The organism is Streptomyces bikiniensis (genome assembly GCF_000716625.1).
GTDB lineage: Bacteria > Actinomycetota > Actinomycetes > Streptomycetales > Streptomycetaceae > Streptomyces > Streptomyces bikiniensis.
In genome coordinates, this window is the sequence record NZ_JNXJ01000005.1 from 29,756 (window position 1) to 49,741 (window position 19,986).

Genomic DNA, 19,986 nt, shown 5'->3' on the forward strand with positions numbered 1-19,986 from the left:
GGCGCGCGGCCGGGACAACGAAGGGGTCAGGCGGTGCCGCGACCCAGTTCCCAGAGCAGCAGGTCGGAGGAGGTGTTGAGCGCGTACTCGACTCCGCTGAGGTCGTTGCGGGCGGCAACGTACTGCTTGCCCTGCCACAGGGGCAGGACGGGGACGTCCTCGGCGACGATCTTCTGGATCTGCGCGTAGACGGGGGCCGCGGCGGTGCGGTCGGCCTGGCGGCGCGAGCGCGGGATGAGCTGGTCGCGGACGACCTTGTTCACGTACGGGGTGTTGAGGAAGTTGTCGCTGTCCAGGAAGGGCGCGATGTAGTTGTCCGGGTCCGGGTAGTCGGGGAACCAGCCGAGACCGTAGACGGCGTAGTCGCCGCGCTTCTGGGCGGTGCGGAAGGTGGACCACTCGGTGCCCTTGACGGTGGCGTCGAAGAGCTCGCTGGCGTTGAGCTGCTTGCCGAGGGCTTCGAACTCCTGGGCGGTCTCGGCGCCGTAGTGGTCGGTGGTGTAGTTCAGGGTGATCTTGACCGGGGTCTTGATGCCGGCCTTCTTGAGGATCCGGGCGGCCCGGTCGGCGTCGGGCTCGCCGTACGCGTCGAAGAAGGGGGTGGCGTGGCCGGTGATGCTGGAGGGGATCAGCGAGTACAGCGGCTGGGCGGTGGGGCCGTAGACGAGGTTGACCAGGGCGCCGCGGTCGACGACGGCGGCCATCGCCTGGCGCACGGCCTTCTGCTCGACGGAGGGGGCCTTGGTGTTGAAGCCGAGGTAGCGGATCTCCAGGCCGGGGACCTCGACCGTCTTGATGCCCTCCTTGGGCTTCTCGGCGAGGTCCTTGATCTGCTTCTGCGACAGGGAGCGGGCCATCATGTCGATGTCGTTGCTCTCCAGGGCCTTGCCCATGGCGGCCGAGTCGGCGAAGGGGCGCAGTTCGACCTTGTCGTTGCGCAGGGTGATGTCGCCCTTGTACTTCGGGTTCTTGGTGAAGACGAAGCGGTCGACCTTGTCGCCCTGGCGCTCGACCTTCATGGTGTACGGGCCCGAGCCGTCGACGTCGAAGCCGTCGCGGAGGCTGTCGCCGGCGTACTTGTCCTTGCTGAGGATGCCGGCGACCGGGGTGGAGAGCTTGTACGGGAAGGTGGCGTCGGGGGTCTTGAGGTGGAAGACGATCCCGTCGGCGCCCTGGGTCTCGACGGTGTCGACGTTCGAGAGGAGGGCGGCCGTTCCGTTGTCCGACTTGATCTTCAGGACGCGCTCGATGGAGTACTTGACGTCCTCGGCGGTGATGGGGGTGCCGTCGGAGAAGGTGAGGCCGGGGCGGAGGGTGCAGCGGTAGCTCTCGCTGGCCTTGTCGGAGAAGCCGCAGCTCTCGGCCGCCTCGGGGACGGGCTCGCCGCCTTCGCGGGGCACGTGCAGCAGGGTCTGGACGGTCTGCCGCAGGATGTTCCAGGCGCCGGTGTCGTAGGCGTAGGCCGGGTCGAGCGGGGCGGGGGCGTCCTCGGTGGCGATGAACTGGTCCGTGGTGCCGACCACGATGGCCCGGTCGCCCTCGGATCCGCCGCAGGCGGCGAGAAGGGGGGCGAGCAGGCCGGCCACGGCCGGGAGCACCAGGGTCTTGCGGTTCATCAGGGACGATCTCCTCATCCGGCACTGGGTTGCAGCGTTCAGTGACACTCCGCCGCCTGCCGCCCGGTCGGGGCGGGAGCGATCGGGCCGGGTGTTGCGATCGGTCCTGTGTTCACGGCGACTTGGGTGTGCGCCGGTGCACGCGGTTATGCGGCGAAGTACTCGCGAAAGATTAGTGGGCCGCGCCCCTATTGCCGGACCACGGCCCGGGGGCGGGGGTAATCGCACAGTGATCATGAATGCGCGCGGTTCGATAGTCATGCGTCGGACGATGCGGACGGGCGCGAGCGAATCGGGGCACATGGGGGCGTCGAAAGCACGCATTCCGGGCCTTGGACGAGGACGGGCCACCCGCCGTCCGGCACTCTGAGTGACCAAGGTCACGCGGGGTTCTTTTCGGCAAATGACCTGATCGTTTTCCCGGGGGAAAGCTCAGTGAAAGCTCAGATTCCCGTGATCAACGTGCGGAGAAAGGGCACGTCGACCTCTTCGAGCGAGCGCACGACGACCCGGCCCGGGGAGGGCGCGATCGGGGCGACGGAGGGCACGGCGACGACCCGGCAGCCGGCCGCCTCCGCCGCCGCGACACCGGTCGCGGTGTCCTCGACGACGGCGCAGAGCGCGGGGTCGGCCCCGACGCCCCGGGCGGCCGCGAGGTACGGCTCGGGGTGCGGCTTGGTCCGTACGACCTCGTCGCCCGCGACGGTGAGGGAGAAGCGGTCGTGGCCGAGCGAGGCGAGGACCCGGTCGATGATCCGGCGGTGCGAGGCGGAGACCAGGGCGGTGGGGATGGAGTGCCGGGCCAGCTCGGCGAGGAGCCGTTCGGCGCCGGGCATGAGCGGGACGCCCCGCTCGATGCGCCGCTCGAACTTCTCGTTGAGGAGGACGGTCAGCTCGGGGAGCGTGATGTCGGCGCCGGTGGCCTCGATGAGGTAGCCGGCGCTGCGGGTCATCGGCCCGCCGACCACCACGTCCCGCCAGGCCTCGTCGAGCCGGTGCCCGAGGTCGGCGAAGGCCTCGACCTCCGCGTCCCACCAGAAGCCCTCCGTGTCCACGAGGGTCCCGTCCATGTCGAGGAAGACCGCCTGCAGGGCGGAGCTGCCGTTCGCACGGAACAGGGACGCGGGAACCGTACTGGTCATCCGGCACACCTCCATGAAGGGACGAGAAGGCCGGTCTTCCTCCCGTGCGGGAGGAGGACCGGCCTGCTGGACGGACAAGTGTACGTCCCGATCAGTGGAAACGCGTCCCTTTACGCGTCGGCGGCTTACGGGAGGTCAGCGATCCGTCACCGCGCGTTGAAGTACTTCGCCTCCGGGTGGTGGAGGACGATGGCGTCGGTGGACTGCTCGGGGTGGAGCTGGAACTCCTCCGAGAGGTGCACGCCGATCCGCTCCGGCCGCAGCAGGTCCGCGATCTTCGCGCGGTCCTCCAGGTCGGGGCAGGCGCCGTACCCGAGGGAGAAGCGGGCGCCGCGGTACTTGAGCGCGAACATGTCCTCGACATCGGCCGGGTCCTCGCCGGCGAAGCCGAGCTCGGCGCGGACGCGGGCGTGCCAGTACTCGGCGAGGGCCTCGGCGAGCTGCACGGAGAGGCCGTGGAGTTCGAGGTAGTCGCGGTAGGAGTCGGACTCGAAGAGCTTGGCGGTGGCCTCGCCGATCCTCGAACCGACGGTGACGACCTGGAGGCCGACGACGTCGGTCTCGCCGGACTCCTCCGGGCGGAAGAAGTCCGCGAGGCAGAGGCGGCGGCCGCGGCGCTGGCGCGGGAAGGAGAAGCGGGTCCGCTCGTTGCCGGCCTCGTCCAGGAGGATCAGGTCGTCGCCCTTGGAGACGCAGGGGAAGTAGCCGTGCACGACGGCCGCCTCCAGGAGGTTCTCGGTGTGCAGGCGCTCCAGCCAGCCGCGCAGCCGGGGCCGGCCCTCGGTCTCCACCAGTTCCTCGTACGCCGGTCCGTCGCCGGCCCGGTTCTGCTTCAGGCCCCACTGGCCCTTGAACAGGGCGCCCTCGTCGAGCCAGGAGGCGTACTCCTTCAGCGGGATGCCCTTGACGACGCGGGTGCCCCAGAACGGCGGGGTCGGGACCGGGTTGTCGACGGCGACGTCGGAGCGGCCGCCGGGCTCCGGCTCCTCGACCTGGAGGGCTGCCGCGTCCCGCTTGGGCACGCGGCGCTGCTTGAGCTCGGGCAGGGCCGCGCCGGGCACGCCGCGCTTGATGCCGATGAGGGCGTCCATGAGGCGCAGGCCCTCGAAGGCGTCGCGGGCGTAGCGGACCTCGCCCTGGTAGATCTCGTGGAGGTCCTGCTCGACGTAGGCGCGGGTCAGGGCGGCGCCGCCGAGGATCACGGGGTACTTGGCGGCCAGCTCGCGCTGGTTGAGCTCCTCCAGGTTCTCCTTCATGATCACGGTGGACTTCACCAGGAGGCCGGACATGCCGATGACGTCGGCGTTGTGCTCCTCGGCGGCCTCCAGGATCGCGGAGACCGGCTGCTTGATGCCGATGTTGACGACGTTGTAGCCGTTGTTGGACAGGATGATGTCCACGAGGTTCTTGCCGATGTCGTGGACGTCGCCGCGGACGGTGGCGAGGACGATGGTGCCCTTGCCCTCGGCGTCGGACTTCTCCATGTGCGGTTCGAGGTAGGCGACGGCCGTCTTCATGACCTCGGCGGACTGGAGCACGAACGGCAGCTGCATCTGACCGGAGCCGAACAGCTCGCCGACGACCTTCATGCCGTCGAGCAGGATCTCGTTGACGATGTCCAGGGCGGACGTGGTGGTCAGGGCGTCGTCGAGGTCGGCCTCCAGGCCGTTCTTCTCGCCGTCGACGATCCGCCGCTTCAGGCGCTCCTCCAGCGGCAGGGCGGCCAGCTCCTCGGCCTTGCCGGCCTTGAGGGACTTGGTGGTGGCGCCCTCGAACAGCGCCATCAGCTTCTGCAGCGGGTCGTAGCCCTCCGCGCGCCGGTCGTAGATCAGGTCCAGGGCGGTGGTGACCTGCTCCTCGTCGAAGCGGGCGATGGGCAGGATCTTCGAGGCGTGCACGATCGCCGAGTCCAGGCCGGCCTTCACGCACTCGTCCAGGAAGACCGAGTTGAGCAGGATGCGGGCGGCCGGGTTGAGGCCGAAGGAGATGTTCGACAGGCCCAGGGTGGTCTGCACCTCGGGGTGGCGGCGCTTGAGTTCGCGGATCGCCTCGATGGTGGCGATGCCGTCCTTGCGGGACTCCTCCTGCCCGGTGCAGATGGTGAAGGTCAGGGTGTCGATGAGGATGTCCGACTCCTGGATCCCCCAGTTGCCGGTCAGGTCCTCGATCAGGCGCTCGGCGATCGCGACCTTGTGCTCGGCGGTGCGGGCCTGGCCCTCCTCGTCGATGGTCAGCGCGATGAGAGCGGCGCCGTGCTCCTGGGCCAGCCGGGTGACCTTGGCGAAGCGGGACTCGGGTCCGTCGCCGTCCTCGTAGTTCACCGAGTTGATGACGGCCCGGCCGCCGAGCTTCTCCAGGCCGGCCCGGATGACCTCCACCTCGGTGGAGTCGAGGACGATCGGGAGGGTGGAGGCGGTGGCGAACCGCCCGGCCAGCTCCTCCATGTCCGCCACGCCGTCGCGGCCGACGTAGTCCACGCAGAGGTCGAGCATGTGCGCGCCCTCGCGGATCTGGTCGCGGGCCATCTCGACGCAGTCGTCCCAGCGGGCCTCCAGCATGGCCTCGCGGAACTTCTTGGAGCCGTTGGCGTTGGTGCGCTCGCCGATCGCCATGTACGAGGTGTCCTGGCGGAACGGCACGGTCTGGTAGAGCGAGGCGGCGCCGGGCTCGGGCCGGGGGGAGCGCTCGGGGGGCGTGAGGTCCCGGACCCGCTCGACGACCTGCCGCAGGTGCTCGGGCGTGGAGCCGCAGCAGCCGCCGACCAGCGACAGGCCGTAGTCGCGCACGAAGTGCTCCTGCGCGTCGGCCATCTCGGACGGGGTCAGCGGGAAGTACGCGCCGTCCTTGGTCAGCACCGGCAGGCCCGCGTTCGGCATGCACATGAGCGGCGTGCGCGAGTGCCGGGCGAGGTAGCGCAGGTGCTCGTTCATCTCGGCCGGGCCCGTCGAGCAGTTCAGGCCGATCAGGTCGATGCCGAGCGGCTCCAGGGCGGTCAGGGCCGCGCCGATCTCCGAGCCGAGCAGCATGACGCCGGTGGTCTCGAAGGCGAGCGAGCAGATCAGGGGCACGTCCACGCCCAGGGCGTCCATGGCGCGCCGCGCGCCGACCAGGCTCGACTTGGTCTGCAGGAGGTCCTGGGTGGTCTCCACGATCAGGGCGTCGGCGCCGCCGGCGAGCAGGCCCTCGGCGTTCCGCTGGTAGCCGTCGCGGAGCACGTCGTACGTGATGTGGCCGAGCGACGGCAGCTTGGTGCCCGGGCCGATGGAGCCCAGGACCCAGCGCTGGCGGCCGTCCCCCGCGGTGAACTCGTCGGCGATCCCGCGGGCGATCCGGGCGCCCGCCTCGGAGTGCTCGAAGATCCGGTCCGCGATGTCGTACTCGCTCGCGGCCGAGTGGTTGGAGCCGAAGGTGTTCGTCTCGACGCAGTCGACGCCGGCCTCGAAGTACTCCCGGTGCACCGAGCCGACGATGTCGGGCCGGGTGACGTTCAGGATCTCGTTGCAGCCTTCGAGGTCCTGGAAGTCCTCCAGGGTGGGGTCCTGGGCCTGGAGCATGGTTCCCATGGCTCCGTCGGCGACGACCACCCGGGTCGCGAGTGCCTCGCGGAGGGCGGCGACGCGGTTCCGGCTGTCTCCGGAGACGGCGGCGGAAGGGGACGGCAACGAGGCCATGGGCGATCTCCCTGGGATGCGACGGCTGTCGGCTTTGCACGCTCGGTGGAGGGTGCACGGAGCCAGCGTAACCGCGCTCGGGCCGGGGTGGACACGGCGTCCCACGGGCCGGACGGCATCCTGTGTCCGGGGACTCCCGGTCCTGCCCCTCCTTGACCGACACTGTGGAATGTGACGCGAGGTCGGCATCGACCGATAGTGTTCAGCATTGTCGAACAGCGTGAGAGGGATAGGGGCCGGGCGATGGCGAAGAACATCCAGTCGCTTGAAAGAGCGGCGGCCATGCTGCGACTGCTCGCGGGCGGCGAGCGCCGGCTCGGCCTTTCCGACATCGCGTCCTCGCTCGGGCTCGCCAAGGGAACGGCCCACGGGATCCTGCGCACCCTCCAGGCGGAGGGCTTCGTGGAGCAGGAGGCGGCCTCGGGCCGCTACCAGCTGGGCGCGGAGCTGCTGCGGCTGGGCAACAGCTACCTGGACGTGCACGAGCTGCGGGCGCGGGCCCTGGTCTGGACGGACGACCTGGCCCGGTCCAGCGGCGAGAGCGTGCACCTGGGGGTGCTGCACCAGCGGGGCGTACTGATCGTGCACCACGTCTTCCGGCCGGACGACAGCCGCCAGGTCCTGGAGGTGGGGGCCATGCAGCCGCTGCACTCCACGGCCCTGGGCAAGGTCCTCTCGGCGTACGACCCGGTGGCGCACAGCGAGGTGGTGGAGGCCGAGCGGGAGGCGCTCACGCCCCGGACGACGACGGCCCTGGGGGACTTCGAGACGCTGCTCGACACGGTGCGGGCCCGGGGCTGGGCGGCGGACGTGGAGGAGACCTGGGAGGGCGTGGCGTCGGTGGCGGCGCCGATCCACGACCGGCGGCGGATGCCGGTGGGGGCGGTCGCGGTGACGGGCGCGGTGGAGCGGCTCTGCCCGGACGGCGAACTGCGCCCGGAGCTGGTGGCGGCGGTGCGGGACTGCGCCCGCGCGGTCTCGCGGGACCTGGGGGCGGGCCGCTTCTGAGACCTCCGGGGCCCCTGCGCCCCGCCTCCCCCGCACCCCCTCCTCACCCCCTGGCGGCCCGCCGGTAACGATCGCGTTATCGGCGGGTTTTTCACTTCCCAGACCCTTGACGCGCTGTTAACCCCGGGGCAAAACTTCCGTTCATCGGTCGGCATTGCCGAACACCTAACGGCAATACGCGCTAGAGTGTGGCAGTGCCAAGGGCCGGCAACGCCCTCAACACGAGGGTGCGGACCATCGGAGGGACCCGTGGTTCGCCTTCCCCTGGACGAAGGACAAAGGAGTCGCGGGTGTCCAGCTCCGACATCTTCCTCGGCGAGACCATCGGTACCGCCGTACTCATCCTGCTCGGCGGCGGTGTGTGCGCCGCCGTCACGCTCAAGAGCTCCAAGGCCCGGGGCGCGGGCTGGCTCGCGATCACCTTCGGGTGGGGCTTGGCCGTGATGACGGCCGTCTACATGACGGCTTCCCTCTCGGGCGCCCATCTGAACCCCGCCGTCACGGTCGGAATCGCGATCAAGGACGGGGCCTGGGGCGACGTGCCCGTCTACTTCGCCGGCCAGATACTCGGCGCGATGATCGGCGCGGCGCTGGTCTGGGTGGCCTACTACGGCCAGTTCCGGGCCCACCTCACGGACCCGGAGACCATCGGCGAGAAGCCGATCGAGGGCCCCGGCCCGGTGCTCGGCATCTTCTCCACGGGCCCCGAGATCCGCAACACCTGGCAGAACCTGGCCACCGAGGTCATCGGCACCGTCGTGCTCGTGCTCGCCGTGCTCACCCAGGGCCTCAACGACAGCGGCAAGGGCCTGGGCACCCTGGGCGCCCTGATCACCGCCTTCGTCGTGGTCTCCATCGGCCTCTCGCTCGGCGGCCCGACCGGTTACGCCATCAACCCGGCCCGCGACCTCGGCCCGCGCATCGTGCACGCCCTGCTGCCGCTGCCGAACAAGGGCGGCTCCGACTGGGGCTACGCCTGGATCCCGGTCGCCGGTCCCCTGATCGGCGGCGCCCTCGCCGCGGGTATCTACACCCTCGCGTTCGCCTGAGCCGTCCTTCTTCCAGACCCCCCTTGGAGCACACCGTGACCGACGCCCACACCTCCGGCCCCTTCATCGCCGCCATCGACCAGGGCACCACCTCCTCCCGCTGCATCGTCTTCGACAAGGACGGCCGGATCGTCTCCGTCGACCAGAAGGAGCACGAGCAGATCTTCCCCAAGCCGGGCTGGGTGGAGCACGACGCCGCCGAGATCTGGACCAACGTCCAGGAGGTCGTCGCCGGCGCCCTGGAGAAGGCGGAGATCACCGCCGCCGACGTCAAGGCCATCGGCATCACCAACCAGCGCGAGACCACGCTGCTGTGGGACAAGCACACCGGCGAGCCCGTCCACAACGCCCTCGTCTGGCAGGACACCCGCACCGACGCCCTCTGCCGGGAGCTCGGCCGCAACGTCGGCCAGGACCGCTTCCGCCGCGAGACCGGCCTCCCCCTCGCCTCGTACTTCTCCGGCCCCAAGGTCCGCTGGCTGCTCGACAACGTCGAGGGGCTGCGCGAGCGCGCCGAGCGCGGCGACATCCTCTTCGGCACCATGGACTCCTGGGTCATCTGGAACCTGACCGGCGGCGTCGACGGCGGCGTGCACGTCACCGACGTCACCAACGCCTCCCGCACCATGCTGATGAACCTCCACGAGATGGCGTGGGACGAGCGCATCCTGCACTCCATGGACGTCCCGGCCGCCGTGCTGCCGGAGATCCGCTCCTCCGCCGAGGTGTACGGCACGGTCAAGGGCGGCATCCTCGACGGCGTCCCGGTCGCCTCCGCGCTCGGCGACCAGCAGGCCGCCCTGTTCGGCCAGACGTGTTTCGCCGAGGGCGAGGCCAAGTCCACGTACGGCACCGGCACCTTCATGCTGATGAACACCGGCGAGAAGATCATCAACTCCTACAGCGGCCTGCTGACCACGGTCGGCTACCGGATCGGCGACGAGAAGCCGGTCTACGCCCTGGAGGGCTCGATCGCCGTCACCGGCTCCCTGGTGCAGTGGATGCGCGACCAGATGGGCCTGATCAAGTCCGCCGCCGAGATCGAGACCCTCGCCTCCTCGGTCGAGGACAACGGCGGCGCCTACTTCGTCCCGGCCTTCTCCGGCCTGTTCGCCCCGTACTGGCGCTCCGACGCGCGCGGTGTCATCGCCGGCCTCACCCGGTACGTCACCAAGGCGCACATCGCCCGCGCCGTCCTGGAGGCCACCGCCTGGCAGACCCGCGAGATCACCGACGCCATGACGAAGGACTCCGGCGTCGAGCTGACCGCGCTCAAGGTCGACGGCGGCATGACCTCCAACAACCTGCTGATGCAGACCCTCTCGGACTTCCTGGACGCGCCCGTCGTGCGCCCCATGGTCGCCGAGACCACCTGCCTCGGCGCCGCCTACGCCGCCGGCCTGGCCGTCGGCTTCTGGCCGGACACGGACGCGCTGCGCGCCAACTGGCGCCGCGCCGCCGAATGGACCCCCCGCATGGACGCCGACAAGCGCGACCGCGAGTACAAGAGCTGGCTGAAGGCCGTCGAGCGCTCCATGGGCTGGCTCGAAGACGAGTCCGACGAGCAGTAAGAGCGAGCAGTAAGAGGAGTAAGCGACATGACCACCCTGCAGAGCGTCCCCGCCCTGGGGACGCGCCCGGCTGCCGGTTCCCTGCCGAGCCGCGCCGAGACCCGGGAACAGCTCTCCAAGGCGACGTACGACCTCCTGGTGATCGGCGGCGGCATCCTGGGCATCTCCACCGCCTGGCACGCCGCGCAGTCGGGCCTGCGGGTGGCCCTGGTGGACGCCGGCGACTTCGCCGGCGCCACCTCCTCCGCCTCCTCCAAGCTGCTCCACGGCGGCCTGCGCTATCTGCAGACCGGCGCGGTGAAGCTGGTGGCGGAGAACCACTTCGAGCGGCGCGCGGTCTCCCGCCAGGTGGCCCCGCACCTCGCCAACCCGCTCACCTTCTACCTGCCCGTCTACAAGGGCGGCCCGCACGGCGCCGCCAAGCTGGGCGCCGGCGTCTTCGCGTACTCCGCGCTCTCGGCGTTCGGCGACGGCGTCGGCCACCTGCTCTCCCCCGCCAAGGCCGCGCAGGACGTGCCGGAGCTGCGGACCGACGACCTGAAGGCCGTGGCCGTCTACGGCGACGACCAGATGAACGACGCCCGGATGGCGCTGATGACGGTCCGCGCCGCGGTCGACGCCGGCGCCACCGTCCTCAACCACGCCGAGGTCACCGGTCTGCGCTTCACCCGCGGCCGGGTCACCGGCGCCGAGCTGAAGGACCGCACCGGCGGCGAGGAGTTCGGCGTGAACGCCCGTCTGGTCCTCAACGCGACCGGCCCGTGGGTGGACCACCTGCGGAAGATGGAGGACCCGAACGCGGCCCCCTCCATCCGCCTCTCCAAGGGCGCGCACCTGGTCCTCAAGCGGACCTCGCCGTGGAGGGCCGCGCTCGCCACCCCGATCGACAAGTACCGCATCACCTTCGCCCTCCCCTGGGAGGACATGCTGCTGCTCGGCACCACCGACGAGGAGTACGAGGGCGACCCCGGCCAGGTCGAGGTCACCGAGAAGGACACCGCCCAGATCCTGGACGAGGCCGCCTTCTCCATCCGCGACCAGCAGCTGTCGCGCGACCTGATCACGTACGCCTTCGCCGGTCTGCGGGTGCTCCCCGGCGGCCCCGGTGACACCTCCAAGGCCAAGCGCGAGACGGTCGTGACCGAGGGCCGCGGCGGGATGCTGTCGGTGGCCGGCGGCAAGTGGACGACCTTCCGCCACATCGGCCGCACGGTCATGAAGAAGCTGGAGTCGCTGCCCGGGCACCCGCTCGGCGAGGACTACGAGCCGGTGTCCGCGCTGCCGAAGCGGCTGCCGCTGCCCGGCATAGCCAACCCGAACGCGGTCGCCCACCGGCTGCTCGTCGACGGCCCGGCGCCCGGTCCGCGCATGGCCGCCGACACCGCCAAGCACCTGGCGACCCACTACGGCTCGCTCTCCTTCGAGATCGCCCGCATGGCGAACGAGAACCCGGAGCTGGCCCGCCGCGTCCACCCGGACGCGCCGGAGATCTGGGCGCAGGTCGCCTACGCCCGCGACCACGAGTGGGCCGAGACGGCCGACGACGTGCTGCGCCGCCGCACGACGCTGACCATCCGCGGCCTGGCGACGGACGAGGTCCGCGCCGGGGTCGAGGCGATGCTCGGCAAGTAACGCGCCGCGGAAGCGAGTCACCCCCAGCGGGTCACCCGCGGCAAGTCGCCCGCTTCCAGGGGCGGTTCCTCTCCGAGGGACCGCCCCTTCGGCGTGCCACGTCCCGTCCACACGCCCGCAACACTCCGCGCGCAGAGTTGAAGCATGAAGTTTCAGGTGCTCACGATCGTCCACCACTCCCCGCACCCGCTCACCGGCGAAATCCTCTCCGCCGCCGACCGGTTGGAGCAGGTCGTCACGCTCGGCGAGACCGCCGAGCGGCTGGGGTTCGACGCGTACGCGGTCGGCGAGCGGCACGCGGGCCCGTTCCTCTCCTCCGCCCCGACCGTGCTGCTCGCCGCGCTCGCCGCCCGCACCACCCGGATCCGGCTCCTCACCGGCGTGACCGTGGTCGCGATCCTCGACCCGGTCCGGGTCGCCGAGGACTACGCCACCCTCGACCAGCTCTCCCGGGGCCGGGTCGAACTCGTCGTCGGCAAGGGCGCGGAGGCCGGCCACTTCGACCTCTTCGGCCTGGACGAGGAACGGCAGTGGGACCTCCAGAAGGAGAAGTACGAGCTGCTGCGCCGCCTCTGGACGGAGGAAGGCGTCGACTGGGAGGGCGAGTTCCGTCCCGCCCTGAAGGGCGTGACCACGGTGCCGCGCCCGTACGCCGGCCCGCCCCGGGTCTGGCACGGCTCGGCCACCAGCCTCAACTCCCCCGAGCTCGCGGCGAAGGACGGCGACCCGCTCTTCACCGCCAACGCGATCCAGCCCCGCGAGGCGTACGCGCGGCTCGTCGCCCACTACCGCGAGAAGTTCGAGGAGTACGGGCACGATCCGGCCCACGCGCGCGTGGCGGCCGGTTCCGGCGGCCTGCTCATCGCCGACACCCCCGAGCAGGCGGTCGCCCGCTACAAGGACCTGTACGAGGCGAAGGTCCGGCAGAGCTTCCGGCCGCACCTGGAGGGGAAGGCCGGCTACAACACCCCGTTCCGCACGATCGAGGACGCCGTCGCGGGCGGCCCCCAGCTGATCGGCTCGCCGCAGCAGATCATCGACAAGATCCTCGGCTACCACGAGCACTACGGGCACGACCTCCAGTCCGTCACGGTCGACACCTTCAACCAGTCGACGGCCGAACAGATCGAGACGCTCCAGCGGTTCGCCGAGGAGATCGCGCCGGTGGTCCGGAGGGAGGCGCCCAGCACGCTCTGGGAGGAGTGACCCCGCCGTGTGCGGAGGCGAGTTCCTGGGTAGTCGATCAAGGCCGCACGGGTTTTCGGGGACGTCCGGGGGCTGCGGACGGACCGCCGGAAAGCCGTAAGGTTGGTCCGTACGACAGGAACTTCGAGAAGGAGGCGCTGGGTGATCGAGCTCGAGGGGGTGCCCGAGCTGATCGACCCGGTCATGGTGGCCGCGTTCGAGGGCTGGAACGACGCCGGGGACGCCGCCTCCACCGCGGTCGCCCATCTGGACCGGGAGTGGAAGGGCGAGGTGTTCGCGGCGCTCGACGCCGAGGACTACTACGACTTCCAGGTGAACCGGCCCACGGTCTTCCTGGACAACGGCGTGCGGAAGATCACCTGGCCGACGACCAGACTCTCCGTGGTCCGGGTGGGCGGCGACAAGCCCCGTGACCTGGTGCTCGTGCGCGGGATCGAGCCCTCGATGCGCTGGCGCTCCTTCTGCAACGAGCTGCTCGCCTTCGCGCACGAGCTGGGCGTGGAGATGGTGGTGATCCTGGGCGCGCTGCTCGGGGACACCCCGCACACCCGGCCGGTCCCGGTCAGCGGGGTGACCTCCGACCCGGACCTGGCGCGCACGATGGACCTGGAGGAGACCCGCTACGAGGGCCCGACGGGCATCGTGGGCATCCTCCAGGAGGCGTGCACGCACGCGGGCGTGCCGGCGGTGAGCCTGTGGGCCGCGGTGCCGCACTACGTGTCGCAGCCGCCGAACCCGAAGGCGACGCTGGCGCTGCTGAACCGCCTGGAGGACCTGATCGGGCTGCGCATCCCGCTGGGCGAGCTGCCCGAGGACGCGCGGGCCTGGCAGCTGGGCGTGGACCAGCTGGCCGCCGAGGACAGCGAGGTCGCCGAGTACGTGCAGACCCTGGAGGAGGCGCGGGACACCGCGGAGCTCCCGGAGGCGTCCGGCGAGGCGATCGCCCGCGAGTTCGAGCGGTACCTGCGGCGGCGCGAGCCGGGCGCGGGGCCGGGCTCCGGTCCCGGGGTGGCGACGGAGGGCGGGGACTCCCCGTTCCTGCGGGACCCCGGCAGCGGCCGCACGCGCCCGCCGAAGCCGGAGCAGCCGGGACCGGAATCGGTGCCGGGCGCCACCGGGGACGCCGGGGGGAACCAGCCCGACGAGGGGCCCGAGAACGAGGGTCCGGAGAAGGAGAGTCCGGAGAGCGAAGGCCCGGACGGCGAGGGCCCGGAGAACGGTGGGGCCCCGGACGGCGACTCCGGCACGTAGCCGGCGAAGGGCGATGCGGAAGGAGGGGCGTCCGGTTCCGGGCGCCCCTCCTTCATGCCGTCACGTGCGTACGGGACCTCTCCGGCGTCCTACAGGGCGACGCCCAGGAGCGCGTCGACCGTGCGGGAGACGAGCCCGGGGGCGGACTCGTCGGTGCCGCCGCCGGACTCCTGGAGCGCGGCCCAGCGGTCGACCGCGGCGAGCGCGGCCGGCGCGTCGAGATCGTCGGAGAGGGCCTCGCGGACCTCCTCGACGAGGGCGTCGGCGGACGGCCCGTCGGGGCGGGAGACCGCGGCGCGCCAGCGGCCGAGGCGCTCCACGGCGTCCTGGAGGACCCGGTCGGTCCACTCCCAGTCGGCGCGGTAGTGGTGGGAGAGGAGCGTGAGCCGGATGGCGGCCGGGTCGACGCCGTCGCGGCGCAGCTTCGAGACGAAGACCAGGTTGCCCCTGGACTTGGACATCTTCTCGCCGTCGAGGCCGACCATGCCGGCGTGGACGTACGCCTTGGCCATCGGGAACTCGCCGGTGAGGGCCTGGGCGTGCGAGGCGCCCATCTCGTGGTGCGGGAAGACCAGGTCGGAGCCGCCGCCCTGCACGTCGAAGCCCATGCCGAGGTGGTCGAGGGCGATGGCGACGCACTCGATGTGCCAGCCGGGTCGGCCCGCGCCGAGGCTGCCGCCGTCCCAGCTCGGCTCGCCCTCGCGGGCGGCCATCCAGAGCATGGGGTCGAGCGGGTTCTTCTTGCCGGGGCGCTCGGGGTCGCCGCCGCGCTCGGCGGAGAGGTGGCGCATCAGCTCGGTGTCGTAGTGCGAGACCTGGCCGAAGTGCGGGTCGGCGTCGACGGAGAAGTAGACGTCGCCGTCGAGCTCGTAGGCGGCGCCGGAGTCCCGCAGGCGCTCGACGAGCGGGACGATGCCCGGTATGGCCTCGACCGCGCCGATGTAGTGCTGCGGCGGCAGCATGCGCAGGGCGGTCATGTCCTCGCGGAAGAGGGCGGTCTCGCGCTCGGCGAGACCGACCCAGTCGATGCCGTCGCGGATCGCGCGCTCCAGGAGGGGGTCGTCCACGTCCGTCACGTTCTGGACGTAGTGAACCTGCCGCTTGGTGTCGAGCCACACGCGCTGAACGAGGTCGAACGCGTTGTAGGTCGCCGCGTGACCCATGTGGGTCGCGTCGTACGGGGTGATGCCGCAGACGTAGATACGGGCGACGGGGCCGGGGGCGAGGGTGACTCGTCCGCCGGTCGCTGTGTCGTGGATCCGGAGGTCGCGGCCCTTGCCGGGAAGGGCGGGGACCTCAGAAGCGGGCCAGGCATGCATGACCCGAGCGTAACCGGACAGGTGTTCCGGATACGAACCGGATCCGGGATCTTGACCGATTAGGCGGTCTTGCGGGACGAATGCGTGCGTGCGTACCCCTGGGGGGTGCCTTTCGACGCCGCTCGGCTTGGCCGAAACCTTTCGGTCGAACCCCTGGGGTGCCGGGGTCGTACGGGACCGGGAGCGACGTCCGGGACGGCGGTTCTCAGACGGGCGGCCAGGGGATGGCGGGCCACTGCCCCGAGGGCTCCGGGTGGCGGCCGCTCGCCCGCATCGCCTCCACGCGGGCGCGTACCGCCGCCACTTCGGCAGCGGTGAGCAGTTCGGCCAGTCGGGTGGCGAGCGGCGCCCCCGGCTCCAGGGACCGGCCGAGCCCGTCGAGGACCTCGACCGCCTCGGCGGGCAGCTCCTCGCCCGCCCACCCCCACAGCAGGGTGCGCAGCTTGTCCTCGACGTGGAAGGTGACCCCGTGGTCGATGCCGTACAGGTGTCCGCCGGCGGCCGGCAGCAGGTGACCGCCCTTGCGGTCGCCGTTGTTGATCACGGCGTCCAGGACGGCGAGCCGCCGCAGCCCGGGGGTGTCGGCGTGGACGAGGAGGGCGGTGCGGCCCTCGCCGACCTCGGCCTCCCCGACGGCCTTCCAGCCCTCCCCCGGTTCCCCGTCCTCGGTGAGGGCGAGCAGCCGCGCCCCGGGGTCGGCCTCGATCCAGAGCTGGACCATGCCCTCCCCGTACGGGCCGTCGCGCAGGACCGTCGGCGGGACCAGGCCCCAGCCGGTGGCCTCGGAGACCTCGTACGCGGCGACCTCGCGCCGGGCGAGGTTCCCGTCGGGAAAGTCCCACAGGGGCCGCTCCCCCGCGACCGGCTTGTAGACGCAGGCCGCCTCCTGGCCCTCGTGGGCGACGGAGCAGTACAGGACGGCGTTGGAGGCCTCGCGGATCCTGCCGCGCACGGTCAGCTCACCGCGGGCGAGCAGGTCCGCGCCCGGCAGGGTCTGGGGGCTGCTGCTCATGCTCCGCGGCGGTATCCGTTCTGGCGGGGGCAGACGTGCCCCTCGGGGTCGAGCGGCAGGCTGCACAGCGGGCACGGCGGCCGGCCGGCGTTGACGACGTCCAGGGCGCGCTTGGCGAAGGCCCGGGCCTGGGCGCCGGTGAGGCGGACCCGGAGCATCGGCGGGCCGTTCTCCTCGTCCTGGAGCAGTCGCTCCTCGGCCTCGGCGAGGTCCTCCTCGGACTCCGCGTCGAGCTCCACGAGGGCCTGCGCCTCGACGATCATGCGCTGCTCCTCGCCGTCCCAGGCGAGCGCCATGGTGCCGACCCGGAACTCCTCCTCGACGGGCACGTCGAGGGGGGCGGTGTCCGCGATCTCGGCGGGGGCGACGGCGGGCACGGGCGCGTTGCCGCCGGTGCGGCGCACGACCTCGTCGAGGAGTTCGTCGATGCGCTCGGCGAGGGCGGCGACCTGCATCTTCTCCAGGGCGACGCTGGTGACCCGGCCGCCGGCGGACGCCTGGAGGAAGAACGTACGGCGGCCAGGCAGCCCGACCGTACCGGCCACGAAACGCTCCGGTGGGTCGTAGAGGAACACCTGACGGGACACGTTCCCGGCTCCCTTGCGTCTCGACGGTCGTACTACAGCGGCGCGTCCACCCTACTGCGCGGAGGGATCACGGTGCGCCCGCGCCGCCACCGACCTCGGCCGCCCCGGCGTCCCCCGGGCGCTCGCGGGGCGCGAATCCGGCGAAGTCCCCCGTGTCGCCGAGCCGGAGGAGGAAGGGACGCAGGCGCGTGTAGCGGATGACGGTGACCGAGCAGGGGTCGACGTGGAGGCGCTGGAAGAGGTCGAGGTGGAGGCCGAGGGCGTCCGCCACCAGCGACTTGACGATGTCGCCGTGCGAGCACATGACGTAGCAGGCGTCCTCGCCGTGCTCGGCCTCGATCCGCGCGTTCCAGTCCCGTACGGCCTCGACGGCGCGGTTCTGCATGGCGCGCATGGACTCGCCGCCGGGGAAGGCGGCGGCGGAGGCGTGCGCCTGGACGACCTCCATCAGGGGCTCGTCGTTGAGTTCGGCGAGCTTGCGGCCCGACCAGTCGCCGTAGTCGCACTCGTTGATCCGGTCCTCGACGTGGAGCGGGAGGTCCGGGCGGGCGTCGAGGAGGGGTCGCAGGGTCTCCCGGCAGCGCTGGAGGGGGCTGGAGACGGCGGCGGCGAGCGGGACGTCCGCGAGGCGCGCGGGGAGGGCCGCGGCCTGCGCGGCCCCGCGCTCGTCGAGCGCGATCCCGGGCGTGCGCCCGGCGAGGACCCCGGAGGTGTTGGCGGTGGAGCGTCCGTGCCGGACGAGGATCAGCGTGGCCATGGCGGCCAGCCTAGGCGGTGTCCCGGACGGACCCTCCTCCCCGGCCGTCCGTACGCGCGTGCGTGCGTGCGGAACGGTCAGGACGTCCGGTGGGCCCGTACGCGCGCGTGCGGAGCGGCCGGAGGGCCGTGGACCCGTACGCGCACGTACGGAGCGGCCGGAGGGCCGCGCGAGCCGTACGCGTGCATGGCGGGTCCGCACCGGGGAAAATGCGCCCCGTGATCGTGGACTCTGCCATCTACCGGGACGGGCACCGCACGGACGGACCCGCCGACCTCTCCGACGCCTTGAAGGAGGCGCGGACGACGGGTGACGACGCGTTCCTGTGGGTGGGTCTGCACGAGCCCTCGGAGGAGGAGTTCGACCACGTGGCCTCGGAGTTCGCGCTGCACCCGCTGGCCGTCGAGGACGCCCTCAAGGCCCACCAGCGGCCCAAGCTGGAGGTCTACGACGACTCACTGTTCATGGTGCTCAAGCCGGTCGTGTACGAGCCGGAGAGCGACCGGGTCTCCTCGGGCGAGCTGATGCTGTTCGTGGGCGACTCGTTCGTGGTCACGGTCCGGCACGGCGAGGGGGCTCCGCTGGCGGAGGTGCGCCGGCGCCTGGAGGCCGACCCGGAGGTCCTGAAGCACGGTCCGACGGCGGTCCTGTACGCGGTGAGCGACGCGGTCGTGGACCACTACCTGGAGATCGCGGGCGAGCTCCAGGTGGACCTGGAGGAGCTGGAGGCGGACGTCTTCGCGCCCACCGGGGACGCGGCCTCCAACACGGCGGCGCGGATCTACACGGCGAAGCGGCAGGTCCTGGAGTTCCGGCGGGCCAGCGGTCCGCTGGCCGGGCCGATGGCCCGCCTGACGGCCGGTTCGGTGCCGTTCGTGAACGAGCACTCCCAGCCGTTCTTCCGGGACGTCAACGACCACCTGATGCGCTCCAACGAGCAGGTGGAGGGCCTGGACCGGCTCCTGTCCGACGTGCTCTCGGCCCATCTGGCGCAGATGGGGGTGCGGCAGAACGACGACATGCGGAAGATCTCGGCGTGGGCGGCCATGGCCGCGGTCCCCACCATGGTCGCGGGGATCTACGGCATGAACTTCGAGCACATGCCGGAGCTGCGCTGGGGGATGGGGTACCCCGCGGTGATCCTGGTGATGACGGGCGTCGTCGTCGTCCTGTACCGGATGTTCAAGCGGCGCGGCTGGATGTAGGAACGTTTCCGCCGCGCCGGAGCCCGGGCCGGAGGGCGGGGCCCGGAAGGCGGGGCCCCGAAGGCGGAGGCTCAGAAGGCGGGGGCGGGGGTCATGGGGCCCCCGAGCGCGTCGAGCCGTTCGGGCATCCTGAGGTCGATCATCTTGTGCCAGCCGGCGAGGCGCTCGTACGCGTACATGCCGTGGATGCCGGCGGCGAGGGCGAGGGCCTTGGGCTTCGGCCACTCCAGGATGCGGCCCATGTGGCGCATCACGGCGAGGCTGACGTCCCGGTAGACCCGGATCTCGACCAGGGCGGACTCGCGCAGGGTCTTCTGGATCAGCCGGCCGTGGCCCTGGCGGGCGAGCCGGAGCAGTTCCTCGTGGCAGTAGGCGAGGTGGTTCGCCTCGTCGTTGTCGATCATGTGGATGGCCCTGCCCAGTTCGGGGTGGTCCCCGAAGTACGTGACGAGCATGTCCATCTGGTCGGCGGCCCGCTGCTCGGTGACCCGGCTGTGGGCGAGGTAGACGATGATGTCCCGCTCGGTCAGCGGCTCGTCGCGGCGGAGCTTGTCGTGCGCGAGGCCGATGCCGCGCTGTTCGAGCAGCATCGTGTAGTCGGTGTCGGGGGGCACCGGGACGGGTTCGAGGCCGCGTTTCCTCATCAGCGCGTTGAAGATCCGGCCGTGCTTGTCCTCGTCGGCGCCGTGCCGGGTGATCTTGGGCGCGAGTTCGCGCATCCCGGGGGCGACGAGGGCCGCGATCCGGCCGTTCTCCCAGCCGCCCTGGGCCTCGCCGCTCGCCGCGATCGAGCAGAAGAGCCGGAAGGACTCGTCGTTGTCGATGATTTCCTGGAACAGGCCCTTGGCCGTGAGCATCGCCGCCACCTCCGTGCGGACGTTCGCACTCCGGTACGTCCGGGGAGCACCCCGTCCGGGGAGAACGAGTCAAGTCCGGTCCCGGACGGCGGGCAACACGGGG

The 19,986-nt window shown here is 71.5% G+C and carries 15 protein-coding genes; 7 read left to right on the plus strand and 8 right to left on the minus strand.

Annotation, left to right across the window (positions count from 1 at the left end):
* Positions 1-26 precede the first annotated feature (26 nt).
* The 3 genes from OO47_RS04490 to metH form a co-directional block, all read right to left on the minus strand.
* Positions 27-1,616, minus strand: coding sequence for an ABC transporter substrate-binding protein (locus OO47_RS04490; protein WP_030213075.1), 1,590 nt, complete (start codon positions 1,614-1,616; stop codon positions 27-29).
* Between the two features lie 443 nt (positions 1,617-2,059).
* Positions 2,060-2,758 (minus strand): HAD family hydrolase, encoded by a 699-nt coding sequence (locus OO47_RS04495; protein WP_030213070.1) that lies wholly within the window; start codon positions 2,756-2,758, stop codon positions 2,060-2,062.
* A gap of 146 nt (positions 2,759-2,904) precedes the next feature.
* Positions 2,905-6,429: a methionine synthase gene (gene metH / locus OO47_RS04500; protein ID WP_030213066.1), complete on the minus strand. Its 3,525-nt coding sequence runs from the start codon at positions 6,427-6,429 to the stop codon at positions 2,905-2,907.
* A 243-nt stretch (positions 6,430-6,672) separates the two neighbouring features.
* Here metH and OO47_RS04505 point away from each other — a divergent pair, with 243 nt between their 5' ends.
* The 6 genes from OO47_RS04505 to OO47_RS04530 all read left to right on the plus strand — a co-directional run bounded on the left by OO47_RS04505 (position 6,673) and on the right by OO47_RS04530 (position 14,146).
* The gene (locus OO47_RS04505) at positions 6,673-7,437 is read left to right on the plus strand and encodes an IclR family transcriptional regulator (protein ID WP_033208076.1); all 765 of its coding nucleotides are present in this window, start codon (positions 6,673-6,675) and stop codon (positions 7,435-7,437) included.
* A 290-nt stretch (positions 7,438-7,727) separates the two neighbouring features.
* On the plus strand, positions 7,728-8,486 hold the full coding sequence (locus tag OO47_RS04510; RefSeq protein WP_030213060.1) for an MIP/aquaporin family protein: 759 nt from the start codon (positions 7,728-7,730) through the stop codon (positions 8,484-8,486).
* Between the two features lie 35 nt (positions 8,487-8,521).
* On the plus strand, positions 8,522-10,057 hold the full coding sequence (gene glpK / locus OO47_RS04515; RefSeq protein WP_030213057.1) for a glycerol kinase GlpK: 1,536 nt from the start codon (positions 8,522-8,524) through the stop codon (positions 10,055-10,057).
* A gap of 27 nt (positions 10,058-10,084) precedes the next feature.
* Positions 10,085-11,689, plus strand: a complete 1,605-nt coding sequence (locus OO47_RS04520) for a glycerol-3-phosphate dehydrogenase/oxidase (protein WP_030213055.1) — start codon at positions 10,085-10,087, stop codon at positions 11,687-11,689.
* A 144-nt stretch (positions 11,690-11,833) separates the two neighbouring features.
* The gene (locus OO47_RS04525; protein WP_030213052.1) at positions 11,834-12,895 is read left to right on the plus strand and encodes an LLM class flavin-dependent oxidoreductase; all 1,062 of its coding nucleotides are present in this window, start codon (positions 11,834-11,836) and stop codon (positions 12,893-12,895) included.
* A 141-nt stretch (positions 12,896-13,036) separates the two neighbouring features.
* Entirely contained in the window at positions 13,037-14,146 is a 1,110-nt protein-coding gene (locus OO47_RS04530) for a PAC2 family protein (RefSeq protein WP_078489475.1), read from the plus strand.
* 89 nt (positions 14,147-14,235) lie between these two features.
* Here OO47_RS04530 and mshC read toward each other — a convergent pair whose 3' ends face one another.
* The 4 genes from mshC to OO47_RS04550 form a co-directional block, all read right to left on the minus strand.
* The gene (gene mshC / locus OO47_RS04535; protein WP_030213048.1) at positions 14,236-15,465 is read right to left on the minus strand and encodes a cysteine--1-D-myo-inosityl 2-amino-2-deoxy-alpha-D-glucopyranoside ligase; all 1,230 of its coding nucleotides are present in this window, start codon (positions 15,463-15,465) and stop codon (positions 14,236-14,238) included.
* Between the two features lie 205 nt (positions 15,466-15,670).
* Positions 15,671-16,477 carry an SCO1664 family protein gene (locus OO47_RS04540; protein ID WP_030213044.1) on the minus strand — a complete coding sequence of 269 codons (807 nt, stop codon included), beginning with the start codon at positions 16,475-16,477 and terminating at the stop codon, positions 15,671-15,673.
* Entirely contained in the window at positions 16,474-17,064 is a 591-nt protein-coding gene (locus OO47_RS04545) for a DUF3090 domain-containing protein (protein ID WP_030213041.1), read from the minus strand. The genes OO47_RS04540 and OO47_RS04545 overlap by 4 nt, the downstream gene beginning before the upstream one ends.
* A gap of 67 nt (positions 17,065-17,131) precedes the next feature.
* Positions 17,132-17,821: a histidine phosphatase family protein gene (locus tag OO47_RS04550; RefSeq protein WP_030213038.1), complete on the minus strand. Its 690-nt coding sequence runs from the start codon at positions 17,819-17,821 to the stop codon at positions 17,132-17,134.
* A 209-nt stretch (positions 17,822-18,030) separates the two neighbouring features.
* Here OO47_RS04550 and OO47_RS04555 point away from each other — a divergent pair, with 209 nt between their 5' ends.
* Positions 18,031-19,026: a magnesium and cobalt transport protein CorA gene (locus OO47_RS04555; RefSeq protein ID WP_030213035.1), complete on the plus strand. Its 996-nt coding sequence runs from the start codon at positions 18,031-18,033 to the stop codon at positions 19,024-19,026.
* 71 nt (positions 19,027-19,097) lie between these two features.
* Here the strand turns inward: OO47_RS04555 and OO47_RS04560 are convergent, their stop codons facing one another.
* The gene (locus OO47_RS04560) at positions 19,098-19,883 is read right to left on the minus strand and encodes a hypothetical protein (RefSeq protein WP_030213028.1); all 786 of its coding nucleotides are present in this window, start codon (positions 19,881-19,883) and stop codon (positions 19,098-19,100) included.
* Positions 19,884-19,986: the final 103 nt, after the last annotated feature.